Annotated in this window: 11 protein-coding genes; 9 read left to right on the top strand and 2 right to left on the bottom strand. The window is 33.0% G+C overall.

The genetic code is table 11. The features are described from left to right. The first annotated feature begins 543 nt into the window (after window positions 1–543). The 9 genes from rsgA to V7056_RS17605 all read left to right on the top strand — a co-directional run bounded on the left by rsgA (window position 544) and on the right by V7056_RS17605 (window position 12,194). On the top strand, window positions 544–1,590 hold the full coding sequence (gene rsgA, locus V7056_RS17565) for a ribosome small subunit-dependent GTPase A (protein ID WP_499703699.1): 1,047 nt from the start codon (window positions 544–546) through the stop codon (window positions 1,588–1,590). 208 nt (window positions 1,591–1,798) lie between these two features. Next, window positions 1,799–2,548, top strand: a complete 750-nt coding sequence (gene liaF / locus V7056_RS17570) for a cell wall-active antibiotics response protein LiaF (protein ID WP_499703700.1) — start codon at window positions 1,799–1,801, stop codon at window positions 2,546–2,548. After that, complete coding sequence (locus V7056_RS17575) at window positions 2,545–3,561, top strand: sensor histidine kinase (RefSeq protein ID WP_499703701.1); 1,017 nt, start codon at window positions 2,545–2,547, stop codon at window positions 3,559–3,561. Before liaF ends, V7056_RS17575 begins: the two co-directional genes overlap by 4 nt. A 12-nt stretch (window positions 3,562–3,573) precedes the next feature. Further along, on the top strand, window positions 3,574–4,212 hold the full coding sequence (locus V7056_RS17580) for a response regulator transcription factor (RefSeq protein ID WP_499703702.1): 639 nt from the start codon (window positions 3,574–3,576) through the stop codon (window positions 4,210–4,212). A 382-nt stretch (window positions 4,213–4,594) separates the two neighbouring features. Beyond that, window positions 4,595–7,786, top strand: coding sequence for a DEAD/DEAH box helicase (locus tag V7056_RS17585; RefSeq protein ID WP_499703709.1), 3,192 nt, complete (start codon window positions 4,595–4,597; stop codon window positions 7,784–7,786). 611 nt (window positions 7,787–8,397) lie between these two features. Then, the gene (gene gabT, locus V7056_RS17590; RefSeq protein ID WP_499703703.1) at window positions 8,398–9,762 is read left to right on the top strand and encodes a 4-aminobutyrate--2-oxoglutarate transaminase; all 1,365 of its coding nucleotides are present in this window, start codon (window positions 8,398–8,400) and stop codon (window positions 9,760–9,762) included. Between the two features lies 1 nt (window position 9,763). Continuing rightward, window positions 9,764–11,188: an aldehyde dehydrogenase family protein gene (locus tag V7056_RS17595; protein ID WP_499703704.1), complete on the top strand. Its 1,425-nt coding sequence runs from the start codon at window positions 9,764–9,766 to the stop codon at window positions 11,186–11,188. Window positions 11,189–11,362: 174 nt separating this feature from the next. Next, on the top strand, window positions 11,363–11,677 hold the full coding sequence (locus tag V7056_RS17600; protein ID WP_499703705.1) for a hypothetical protein: 315 nt from the start codon (window positions 11,363–11,365) through the stop codon (window positions 11,675–11,677). 13 nt (window positions 11,678–11,690) lie between these two features. Beyond that, on the top strand, window positions 11,691–12,194 hold the full coding sequence (locus tag V7056_RS17605; protein ID WP_499703706.1) for a GNAT family N-acetyltransferase: 504 nt from the start codon (window positions 11,691–11,693) through the stop codon (window positions 12,192–12,194). A gap of 74 nt (window positions 12,195–12,268) precedes the next feature. Here the strand turns inward: V7056_RS17605 and V7056_RS17610 are convergent, their stop codons facing one another. Both V7056_RS17610 and V7056_RS17615 read right to left on the bottom strand, forming a co-directional pair. Then, entirely contained in the window at window positions 12,269–12,970 is a 702-nt protein-coding gene (locus V7056_RS17610) for a DUF554 domain-containing protein (protein WP_499703707.1), read from the bottom strand. Window positions 12,971–13,040: 70 nt separating this feature from the next. Further along, a partial coding sequence (locus tag V7056_RS17615; RefSeq protein ID WP_499703708.1) for an NAD(P)H-quinone oxidoreductase occupies window positions 13,041–13,988 on the bottom strand: 948 nt, incomplete at its 5' end.

A 13,988-nucleotide genomic window follows, 5' to 3' on the forward strand; every position in this document is an offset into this window, starting at 1 on the left:
TTTTCATATATAAACAGAATCATACAGACAAAATTAATTTGTTTGAATTGTGTAAAAATATGGATAATAAATACTTTTGTAGTATAACACAAAACAACGAAGCACTGTAAAGTATTTTGTATTGTCAGACAAATCTTGCAATACTGATTTTTCATACTAAACTATATATATATCAGTACTTTTCCGGTTAGGGAAGGCAAAATGTGTCTAATCTAAAAGACCTATATTTAAATAATAATAAGTTTTTGAAATATTTCAAGGTTTTTCTCTATTTTGTTATCTTAGATTAATAATTTTTAATAAAAGTAAATAATTGGAAGTGTCGGAATTTGTAGAATTATATAACAAGTATTTGTCTTGTTTTAATATTCAATTAATTCATATGGACGATTTTCTAAAATTTGGATATACTAATAGTAATTTTAATGAAACGGAGTGATGTTATATGGGAAATTCAATGAGTTTACTAAATAAGAACGCAATTACAAGGGGACAAGAAATGAAGTAATTCTTCATTATTGTCCTTATACTCAGGAGGACAAAATGAATTTAGAACAATTAGGATGGAAAGATGTGTTCGGAGAAAAAAATCAATCAACTAAAGTGGCACGTGTCATATCTGAACAAAGACAAATTTACAAATTACATGATGGAGAAAATGAATTGAATGGAGAAGTTTCTGGGAAATTTCAATTCCAAGCTAAAGTTAAAAGTGATTATCCATCGGTTGGAGATTGGGTGGTCATTGAACCACTAGAAGGCGAAAATAAAGCGATTATTCAAAAAGTTTTACCTAGGATGAGTCAATTTTCAAGACAATCCGCAGGAGGCAAGACGGAAGAACAGGTTGTTGCCGCAAATATCGATTTTGTGTTTTTAGTCATGGCACTAAATAATGACTTTAATATAAGAAGATTAGAACGTTATTTGTTAGTTGCATATGAAAGTGGTGCAAACCCAATTATCGTTCTAACGAAAAAAGATTTATGTGATGATCTTGCTTCTAGAATTGCAGAGGTTGAAGAGATTGCATTCGGTATCCCAGTTTTTACAGTAAACAGTACAAACGGTGAGGGTATTGAAGAAGTTAAAAATCTTGTTTCAGAAGGGAAAACGGTATCCCTTTTAGGTTCATCAGGTGTAGGTAAATCAACATTATTAAATGCATTAATAGGTGAATTGAAACAAATTACGCAGGATGTTCGTGAAGGTGATGATCGAGGGAAGCATACAACAACCCATCGTGAATTATTCTTCTTACCAACAGGTGGAATGGTGATTGATACACCAGGTATGCGAGAACTTCAATTATGGGGTGGAGAAGATCATATTGGCTCGACTTTTTCTGATGTAGATGAATTAGCGAAAACATGTAAATTCTCCGATTGTACCCATGAGAAAGAACCTGGATGTGCTGTTAATGAAGCCATTTCAAATGGTACGCTAGACGCTCAAAGATTAACAAGTTATCGAAAATTAATGAGAGAATTGGCATATGCTGAAAGAAAGCAAGATGCTTCACTAGCACGGATTGAAAAAGATAAGTGGAAAAAAATGCATAAGATGATGAATACGAAATCTTATAAATAGAAGAAGAGTATTATACTCTTCTTTTTCTTTTGGAAAGACTCTAATATAAGATGTCAAATTTTTCTCAGACTTAAGACCGAGAAAAAACAATACTTAAGGTTGTTAACGATTTACATAAAAATAGATAAACTACATATTACAAGCGTTACTAACAATTTGCTTTCAGTTGTTATTAACAAGTTACGTTTAGTGAATAGAGGAGAGCAATATGAAGCATTTAAAGCATTTAAGACGATTGTCTAGCAATGAGTTAATTGGAATATTATTTATCATTGCAGGTATAGGACTTTTATTTGATTTGTTTTTAAATCCATTTGCAATTATTGCAGCAGGAGTCGGTATATATTTAATTCAATATGGTGCAAAAAAACGAAAAGTATATCCTTCCACATCAGCAAATATTGCATTTTTTGGTGGAATTATATTATTTATTAGCAATGTATTTCAACTGAAGTCAATTTTAGGTGTTTTAGCATTTATCGTAATCTATATAGGTTACCTAATTTTTATCAACTCAAAATTAAATGAAAAAATTGTCATACCGCTCACACAAGAGAAAACAAGTACTGGTGTATTTGAAACGAAATCATTAATTTCTAATCGATTTTTCTCAAATATACGAATGAAAAATGATACGACATTTGAATTAGATGATGTCGATTATTATTTTGGAATTGGTGATGTTGAGATTGATTTAACAGATTCATTTATTCCTGAAGGTGAAACTGTTTTAGCAATCAATGGTTTGATCGGTAACATCACATTATTTGTACCATATGATGTAGAGTTATCTATACATCATGCAACTTTATTTGGAAAAGTTAATATCTTAAAAAATGAGTTAAAAGGTTTTAATAAAAATTGCAAATTTACTACAAATGATTATAAAGAGGCATCAAGAAAATTAAAAATTATTACCTCACTAGCAGCTGGAAAAATAGAGGTGACAAACAGATGAAAATAGATAAGGGAATATTTTTATCAATCTGTATGGCATCTCTGACATCTAGCGCATTAATTTGTGGGATTGTCTATTATTTCATAGATCAAACGCTATTTGATAAATTAATGATTTATAAAGTAGGGAAATTATCATTATTATTAATCATTTTCATCGCGATTCTAATCATCGCGATTGTATATAGTACAGCAGTTCTTAGTACAATTCGTCATAATGAAAAAGCTCTATTAACAGGAATGACTAAAGCAGAAAACGGCACTTATCATAAGGAAACAGGTCATTCTATTCGATCAATTGAAAATGATATCGAATCAAATCTCCTTAAAATATCTAAACAGATTGAAGATTCGAGAAAAACTGTTCAAAAATTAGTTGATGAAAAGAAATTAATTGAATCACAAACAATAGAGGATGTTGTTACAAAAGAAAGACACAGATTAGCAAGAGAGTTACACGATTCAGTAAGCCAACAGTTATTTGCAATATCGATGATGATTTCCGCAATTAATGAACTAGGCGATACAACCTATCAGGAACAATTGCAATATATTGAAAAAATGGCTGTTAATGCCCAATCTGAGATGCGAGCTTTATTACTTCATTTAAGACCTGTCCAATTAGAAGGGAAAAGCTTAAAGGAAGGTGTAGAAAAGCTATTAGATGATTTAACAAATCGTCAGGCTCTCCAGTTAAAATGGAAAATCGATGATATTTCACTGTCAAAAGGCGTTGAAGATCATTTATTTAGAATCATACAAGAAGCTTTATCAAATACACTTAGACATGCAAATGCGAAGACTTTTGAAATTAGAATTAGAAGTATTGAAGATTTTGTATTAGTACGGATGATTGATGACGGAATCGGTTTTGATATTGAAAAACGTAAAACAGGTTCTTATGGAATTCAGTCTATTAGTGAACGTGCCTCTGAAATTGGAGGGACTGCAAAAATTGTTAGTATTCCAAATCGAGGGACGCAAATTGAAGTGAAAGTTCCAGTAATTGAATAGAGGTGCTGAAGAGTGATTAAAGTAGTATTAGTTGATGACCACGAAATGGTACGAATGGGTGTATCTACATATCTTAGTACGCAAAACGATATTGAAGTAGTTGGTCAAGCAAGTAATGGAAAAGAAGGAATTGAGCTTGTATTAAATACGAAACCGGATATTATTTTAATGGATTTAGTTATGGAAGTAATGGACGGAATTGAAGCGACTAAACAAATTATTGCCAAATGGCCAGATGCAAAGATTATTATCGTTACGAGTTTTATAGATGATGAAAATGTATATCCAGCAATCGACGCTGGTGCGATCAGCTATATGTTAAAAACATCAAGAGCAAGTGATATCGCAAATGCAATTCGTACAACTCATAAAGGCGGTTCAGTACTAGAGCCTGTCGTAACAGGTAAAATGATGAATCGTATGAGAAAATCCTCACATCGTGAATTGCATGATGATTTAACAGCAAGAGAACAAGAAGTTCTTCACTTGATGACTGAAGGAAAATCAAATCAAGAAATAGCAGATGCACTATTTGTGTCATTAAAAACAGTCAAAACACATGTCAGTAACATTCTAACAAAATTAGAAGTAGTTGACCGTACACAAGCCGTTATTTATGCTTTTAGACATGGAATTGTTGAACAAAAGTAAAAGCTATTTCCAAGAAAATGTTTGAAAACAATTTAATAAACATTCGAAAAGCAACTAATTCACTTAGAGATTAGTTGCTTTTTTATTGAACTTTTTCATTTGAAACGGAAATGAAAGTATTATCATATACCTATGGAAAGTGAGCATCCAGGAGTTGTCTTAAACTAACGGATACTTAAAAGCAACATTTAATAAGAAACCAGCCTTTTAGAGAGTATTTCTTTTAAATGGTTTAATCATTTTCACAGTTTTTTAGTGAAATGCAGTTTAATAAATTTAGGTTATGGATAAGAAATGGTAAGATAGTATAATGAGTTTTACATAACGTTAAGGAGGAGAATCACATTTGTTTAGTACATTAAATCATAAAAAAATTAAAGAAATGTGCGGTGAAGTCTCCTTCAAACGAGGAGAATCTTTTTTTCGCGCTAAGAAAGTAATATTTAAAAAATTTAATATAGATGAATGTCATGCAATTGTAAAAGGTACAGAAGATTTTGAAGTAGATATAAAAAGTGACTCTAAAGATATGTTGCAAACATCATGTAGTTGTCCATCACTTGCATCTTATCATAGAGATTGTCAGCATATCGCTGCTGTATTAATTGCAATGTGTGACCATCTTCAAAAAGGGACAACTCCGAGCTTAAATAGTAGTTTCACTGATTTTAATTCATCAAACTCAGATCTTACAGATGGATTTGTTAAGTTATTCAACGAAAAAAAGACAAATCGATCAAGTCGAAAGCAACGTCTTTTTGAAACAAGACAAACCATCAATGCAGAATTCACGTTACAAGTTATTTCTTTACAAAATGAAAGTCATATATGTGGGATTCAAGTAAATGTCGGCCCATCTAGAGTGGGGAATATTCGAGAGTTCTTGGAAAATGTAAAAATCGGACAACCTACGGAAATTTCAACGTCGTTTACTTATGATCCAAACTTACATTGCTTATTAAAAGAGACAGATGATGTAGTACAATTAATGATCCAATTAATGGACGATGAAAAATCGTTTTTGGAGCATATTCATGATCAAACTTTTACTAAAAATAATCATGACACATTATTCATTCCAACAACATCATGGGAACAGTTAGTCAATTCATTATTGCAAGTTCCGATTGTAAAATTGGATACATATGAAAAATCGTATAATGAATTGCAAGTTGCATCACATTTACTGCCTTTGCAATTTGATATTATTGAAGCCAATAAAAAAGATTTCCAATTAAATGTGTATGGTTTAGAAGATGTTATCGTATTGAACTCCTATTCTTACGTACTAAAGAAGGGGAAGTTTTACAAGCTGAAGAGTGAAGATTTTATCAGATTAACAGATTTAAAATCGATGTTACATGATTCAGGAACGACTATTATTCCAATCCCATCAAATCAAATTAAATTCTTTATGGATACAGTCATACCTGGCTTGAAGAGATTAGGAGAAGTCCAAATTTCCGAAGCATTTTTAAGGAAATTCGACAGGCCCCCTTTAGTTGCAAAATTATATTTAGATCGTGTGAAAAATCGTTTACTTGCAGGACTAGATTTTCATTATGATCATATTTTAATAAATCCATTAGATCATCGCGATTTTATCAATCATTCGAATGTAACGAGAGATGAAGAAAAAGAATATGAAATATTACAACTAATGGAAGAATGTTCATTTTCAAAAACTGATAGTGGCTATTATTTGCATAATGAAGAATTAGAGTACGAGTTTTTACACCATAAAATCCCAAAACTAGAGAAACTAGTACAAATACATGCTACTACAGCTGTGAGAAATCGAATATTTAGGGGGAATACATTCCCTAAAATAAATGTAAAAGTGAAAAAGGAACGAACAAATTGGTTAGAATTTACGTTTAAAATGGATGGTATTTCTGAAAATGAAATTCGTGAAGTTATTTCGGCATTAAAAGAGAAAAGAAAATATTATAGATTAAAAAATGGGACTTTATTTACACTTGAAACGAGAGAATTTGCAGAAATTCAACGCTTCTTGAAAGAGGTTCCGAGTCAAGAAGAAGATTTAATCAGTGGTTTGAATTTACCAATCGTGAGAGGGCTTCAACTTATTGATTCCGAAGATAACCCAAATTCATTTGAACTAGAAAAGTCTTTCCATGAGTTTTTAGATCAAATTCAAAATCCCGGAATCATTGATATTCAAATACCTGATTGTGTTGAGCCGATTTTAAGAGATTATCAAAAACATGGGTATAAGTGGATGAAAACATTGGCTAATTATGGATTCGGTGGGATTTTAGCTGATGATATGGGGTTAGGTAAAACATTGCAAAGTATTTCATATATTTTATCGATACTTCCAGAAGTACAAAACAAGAATTTACCCGTACTTGTCGTGTGTCCATCTTCTTTGACTTATAATTGGCTAAGTGAATTTTATAAATTTGCACCGAATATTAAAACAGTTATATTGGACGGGAAGAAGCACGATCGGATGAAGCTACAAGAAGATGTTTCAACAGTTGATGTCGTCATAACTTCTTATCCATTGTTACGAAAAGATATTAAATGGTTTGAAAAACAAACATTTCATACTGTATTTTTCGACGAGGCTCAAAACTTTAAAAATCCATTAACGCAAACTGCAAGAGCTGTTAAAAATCTTCAGGCAAACTATCGTTTTGGGTTAACAGGAACTCCTGTAGAAAACTCACTTGAAGAGCTTTGGTCAATTTATCATGTAGTCTTTCCTGAGCTGTTTCAAGGTTTAAAAGAATATAGCAATTTAACAAAAAAGACAATTGCTCGGAGAATTCGCCCATTCTTATTAAGAAGAATGAAAGAAGATGTGCTGAAAGAGTTACCTGAAAAGGTAGAGATGATTGAATCAGAGGAATTATTACCTGAACAGAAAAAATTGTATGCAGCTTACTTAGCAAAGCTTCGTCAAGAAACTTTAAAGCATTTAGATAAAGACAAATCATTCGGAAAAACACGGATTCGAATACTTGCCGGCATCACAAGGTTAAGGCAAATCTGTTGTCATCCTGCATTATTTATCGAAGGATACAAAGGGAGTTCTGCAAAATTTGAGCAGCTAATGCAAATTATTGAAGAATCGAAACATGCGAATAGAAGAGTATTGATTTTTTCTCAATTTACGAAAATGCTTGAAATGATCGGTAGGGAATTATCAAACAATGGAGATGAGTTTTTCTATCTCGATGGAAGTACAAGCTCTGAAAAGCGATTAGAAATGTGTAATCGTTTTAATGATGGCGAATGTGATTTCTTTTTAATTTCACTAAAAGCTGGTGGAGTAGGTTTAAATTTAACTGGGGCAAATACGGTAGTCTTATACGATCTATGGTGGAATCCAGCAGTAGAGCAACAGGCCGCGGATCGTGCGTACCGAATCGGACAGAAAAATGATGTGCAAGTTATTAAGTTAGTTGCCCGAGGTACAATTGAAGAAAAAATGAATGAACTTCAATCTAAGAAAAAAGAATTGGTTGAAGAGATTATTGACTCAGATGATAATGTATCTTCTACTTTAACTGAAGAGGATATTAGAGAAATATTAATGATTTAACCACAAGTGAAAATAAGATATATAGGATTTTTTCATTTAATATTGTTACTATTTAGTATGTGTTAGTTGATTACAACTCCAGGACGCTTCCTTTCCGTGGGGCTAGATCTGAGCCTCCTCGGCAAGCCTCCGGGGTCTCAGCCTTCCCACTACTCCTATAGGAGTCTCGCATCTTCCGTTGTAATCAACTTCTGTTTTATATCTATACACAAATTCAACAACTGTTTAAAATAGAGCCATTTCATAAGAAGCACAGATTTACTTTACTCCTCATTAACACAAAGAGTCTATCCTCTCTCAAGCAGTAGATATCTTCGTTGTTTCGCCAACTCGTGGTGCTCATTACCGTTTAAGATACTCCGCTCCACATCAGTCTTCACAATTTAAAAGACATGCGTTTTCTAATCTGAACAAATTTCTAGATTATTTGTACTTTGTCTGCAAACTTACCTCTCATTAATATAAAGCGTTTTTTAATGGTTACTTTTCTCTTTTAACAATAAGTTTCAATCTATCCATTCTGAAAAAATTGAAATACGAGTATATTAGAATGAAGCCTAATTTATATATGAAACTTATTTTTGAGAATGAAATTGAAGGGAGAATGTTAGATGGCCATCATTCGAAAATTTACAAATGTTTCAGCTGGTGTACCTGGGCCAAAAGGATCCAAATTAATGGAATTACGAAATCAATATGTACCAAATGGTGTTGGTAATAATACTCCCGTTTTTGTTGAAAAAGCCCATGGTTCAATCATAGAGGATGTTGATGGTAATAGATTATTAGATTTCGCAGGTGCGATTGGTACTCTAAATGTAGGTCATACTCCAGAGCATGTGGTACAAGCGATAAAACAGCAAGCTGATCAATTCATTCACTCTTGCTTTCATGTAGGGATGTATAAACCATATATTGATTTAGCGATGAAACTTTCTAACATAACACCGGGTAGTTTTTCTAAAAAGACGATTTTATTAAATAGTGGGGCAGAAGCTGTTGAAAATGCTGTGAAAATTGCTAGGAAGTACACAGGGCGTTCCGGGATCGTTTCATTTACTAGAGGTTTTCATGGTCGTACATTACTAGGAATGTCATTAACAAGTAAAGTAAAACCGTATAAATACAAAATGGGTCCATTTGCACCGGCTACATATAAAGCACAATTTCCTTATCTTGCACATCGACCAAATGGTCAGACTGAGGAAGAGTATGTTGACTTTTGTATTCATCAGTTTAATGATTTTCTATTAACTGAAGTTTCTCCTGATGAAATTGCTGCTGTAATCATGGAGCCTGTACAAGGTGAGGGTGGGTTTATCGTTCCACCTAAACGTTTTGTGAAAGAAATATATACAATCTGTAAAAAACATGGAATTTTATTTATTGCCGATGAAATTCAAACAGGCTTTGGGCGAACTGGTGAATTATTCGCTTCGACGTATTTTGAAATAGTACCTGATCTCATCACAATGTCTAAATCAATCGCTGCCGGTGTACCGATTAGTGCAGTTACAGGACGTTCCGAAATAATGGACGCTCCGTCGCCGGGGGAAATTGGTGGAACATATGGTGGAAGTCCATTAGGTTGTGTTGCAGCACTTGAGGTGATCGAGCAAATTGAAAAAGAAAGACTTTGGGAAAGAGCAAATTTGATTGGCACAACAATTAAAAATTGCTTTAACGAATTGAAAGAAGAACAACCAATAATATATGATGTCCGAGGGCTAGGAGCGATGGTCGGAATTGAGTTTGTTGATCCGATAACTCGTCAACCAGCCAGAGAATTGGTAGCTGCACTAACAAAGACTTGTTATGAAAATGGATTAATCATTTTAAGTGCAGGTGTTCATAGTAATGTCCTTCGCTTTTTAACTCCCTTAATCATTTCTGATGAGGAACTAAATGAAGGTCTTGACATACTAAAGTATTCATTTCAACAAGTGATTGGCAAGCATAAAACCGAGGTGAAATAAATTGAAGAAGAAACTATATATAAATGGTAAATGGATAGATGGAATCGATCATGTTGATTTAATTGCACCACATTCAGATGTGAAGTTAGCTGAGATCCCTTTAGCATCTTTGGACCAATTAGAAGAAGCAATAACGGCTGCCAAAAACGCAAGAGATGAAATGGGAAAACTGAGCGCTTTTGAAAGAAGTGTGATTTTAGAGCAATTAGTAGAGCAATTTAAAGCAAACCGAAGTAGTTTAGCAGAGATTCTTGCATTGGAAGCGGCAAAGCCTTTAAAAGCAGCATTAGGTGAGATTGATCGAACAATTGCGACATATAAAATTGCCGCTGAAGAAGCGAAAAGAATTTATGGTGAAACATTACCTTTAGATGCAGTAGCTGGTGGGGAGGGCAGGATCACATATACTGTTAGGGAACCAATCGGTGTTATCGGAGCTATTACACCCTTTAATTTCCCATTTAATTTAGTTGCACATAAGGTTGGACCTGCAATCGCAGCTGGGAATACAATTATATTGAAGCCGGCAAGCCAAACTCCTTTATCAGCGTACGCATTAGCTGAAATGCTTGATCAAACTGATTTACCTAAAGGTGCATTTAATTTAGTTACTGGAAAAGGATCTGAAATTGGAGATGCACTCGTAAAACATGCAGATGTGAAAGCAATTACTTTTACGGGAAGCCCTGAAGTAGGTATTTCCTTAAAAAATAAAGCAGGGCTAAAAAAGGTTACCCTTGAACTCGGTTCAAATGCGGCATTAATTATTGATGAAGGTGTAAATTTATCAGATGAATTAATCAACCGCTGCGTATGGGGTGCCTTTATTTATAATGGTCAGGTGTGCATTTCATTACAGCGGATCTATGTACACGAATCACTTACAGAAGAATTCTTAAGTAAAATGAAAGTTGCTGTTGAAAAATTAATTGTTGGTTCACCACTAGACTTAAAAACTGATATCAGCGCATTAATTTCAAAGAAAGATGTCTTAAGAATTGATCAATGGGTGAAAAATTCATTAGAAAACGGTGCTAGATTAATAACAGGTGGGAACGTCATCAATGAACGTATTTATTCACCTACTGTCTTAGCGAACGTAAGCAATACATGCGAAGTTTCTTGTAATGAAGTATTCGGTCCAGTTGTAATAGTTAACTCATTTAAGGACTTTGATGAAGCAATTAACGAAGTGAATAATAGTAGATATGGATTGCAGGCAGGAATCTTTACTGAAAATCTAAAACGTGCACTATATGCAACAAAGAAATTACATGTAGGTGGCGTACTCGTTAACGATGTACCGACTTTTCGAGTTGATTTAATGCCATATGGTGGCGTGAAAGAAAGCGGATATGGTAGAGAAGGAATTAAATATGCAATTCAAGAAATGACTGAAATGAAATTAATCTCGATTAAAATGTAATTTTGTGTACTAAAATTTTAAAGTAAAGACGTACCAATATAAATTGGTATGTCTTTTTTTCTAGCATTTAAAAAATGTAAGGTTAAATCAAAACATTCACTAAAGATTCTGAATTATATGTTATATTAATGATAGACATTTTTACATAAAAGTAATAATAGGGTAGGTAATTAAATGGACCAATTAAAAGGGTATTATTGGACAATCTTTGAGGTTTTCTTAGCATTTCTCATCGGATCAATCACAACTAATGTCATCATTAGACAGCTTTATGCAATCAATGATGTTCAATTTTTAGGAAATATAAGTGTGATATGGTTTAGTGTTAGTTTTATGATCTACGGGCTTGAATCACTTATCAGATTACTAATTTGGAAGAATTCGGAACAATTAAAGAAGAGAATAAGTGGCTACTTTTTTTGGTCAGTATTATTCATTTCAATCATTATAGTATTAATTCCAATATTCAAAGGTGAAATTCCATATTAAAGGAGAATATAAGATGGAAATCAAGAGATTAACAATTGAAAATCTAGATGAATTTATTGAATTAAGAAGTGAAGGTTTAACATTATCACCTGAGGCATTTGGTGAAAGTTTAAGAGAATACACAACTAAAACATATGAGCAGCATAAAGCGATTTTTCCTTCTACAGATGATAACTTTATAATTGGAGCCTTTGAAAAAAGTAAGCTTGTAGGAGTTGTAGGATTTTTTCAAAAGCGAGCTGAAAAGATGAAACATAAGGGCGCGATCTGGGGTATGTATATTACACCTAGCCAAAGAGGAACTGGGTTAGGAAAAAAATTACTTCAATCTGCAATTGATCAAGCGATAATTATTGAAGACATTTTACAGATTGAATTAGCGGTGATTTCTACAAATATTCCTGCCAAAAAATTATATGAGTCAGTAGATTTTGTGAGCTTCGGAATTGAAAAAAGAGCGATTATGGTAGATGGTGTTTTCTATGACGAGGATCATATGGTAAAAATTATTAAATAAGCAGATTTAATTATGAATTAAATAAAAAAGTGAAGTAGATTAGTCATTCTACTTCACTTTTTTCTATGATTATATTAAAAGTATTGAATGATACAAACAAAAAGTAGTGCAAATAGAATTGAGGGTAACATATTACCAATTTTAATTTTCATAACGCCTAGTGAGTTTAGTCCTAGTGCAAGTAATAAGATCCCGCCAGTTCCTGAAATTTCAGCAATTATGGCATTTAATAAATGCTGTGTTACTAGATTAGGTACAAATGAAGCAAAAATGGCGATGAAGCCTTGGTATAAAAATACCGGTAAAAATGAAAATAAAACACCAACGCCAAGAGTAGAAGTTAAAATGATAGAAAGAAATCCATCCATTAAGGATTTTGTATATAAAATTTCATGATTATGTCGAAGTCCGCTATCAAGTGCTCCTAAAATCGCCATCGCTCCAACGCAGAAAAGTAATGTTGAAGTTACAAAACCTTTAGATATAGATCCTTCACTCTTCGTTTTTACTTTACTTTCAATAAATTGCCCTAGTTTATCTAATTTCCCTTCAATATCAAGCCATTCTCCAACCACAGCTCCTAAAGCTAAACTGAAAATAACGATTAAAACTTGATTCGTTTTCATCGCAAGGCTAATCCCCAACACAATAATGACAAGAGAAATTGATTGTGTAACTAAATTTTTCATCCGTTCTGGAATTCTTTTAATAAATAAACCTAGTAATGAACCAATAATAATTGCGATTGCATTCACAATTGAACCTAGTAATACCATGATAATCCCCTTTAATATCTATTTTATACCTATGCTCTGATAACCGAATAAACAGAGCAATTTTTTTGCATTAATCTATTTTTAAGACAATTTTGCCGATGTTTAGATTTTTCTCCATTCGATGATGTGCCTCGTTTACTTCTTTCCAACTAACAATTGTATCAATAACTGGTTTAATTTTTTTAGATGCGATTAAAGGTAAGACTGCTTGAGTGAATTGATTTGTTAAATAAATTTTTTGATCAAGTGTTTGTGAACGTAGTGTACTACCGATAATAGAGATCCGTTTCATTAGTAATGGTAATAGATTGAATTCGTTGATTTTTGAGCCGGTCATTGTTCCGATTAGAATTAAACGACCATTCGTATGTAATGATTGAATGTTTTGATGGAAATAATCTGCGCCAACGAAATCTAAAATTAAATCTACACCTTTACCATTTGTTATTTTTTCAACTTCTGTTTGGAAATTTTGGTTTTTATAATTGATGGCATGGTTTGCGCCTAATTGCAGACAGGCATCTAATTTTTCCTTTGTTCCTGCTGTGACAATAGAGTTTGCACCAAATTCTTTCGCAAGCTGAATTGCCGCTGTTCCAACACCGCTGGCACCAGCATGAATTAATACTGTTTCTTTTTCTTTTAATCGACCAAGTTCAAATACATTTAAATATGCTGTTAAAAAAACTTCAGGAATGGCTGCGGCTTCTTCAAAATTCATATCGTCCGGTATTGGAATTGCAAGTTGTGATGGAAGAGATACATATTCAGCATAACCGCCTCCTGGTAATAAACCACATACTCTGTCACCAATTTTCCAGTTCGTTACATTTTTACCGATTTCTTCGATCATGCCTGACATCTCTAACCCTAATATTGGCGAAGCACCTGGAGGAACGGGATATTTACCATATTTTTGAAGAATATCTGCTCTATTTAAGGCCGTTGCATGAACTTTAACGAGAAGTTCATCATCACCGATCGTAGGAGTAATGTCATTTCCAATAAATAATTCTTT

The sequence above is a fragment of the Bacillus sp. JJ664 genome, assembly GCF_036962205.1.
In the GTDB taxonomy this organism is placed as follows: Bacteria; Bacillota; Bacilli; order Bacillales; family Bacillaceae_G; genus Gottfriedia.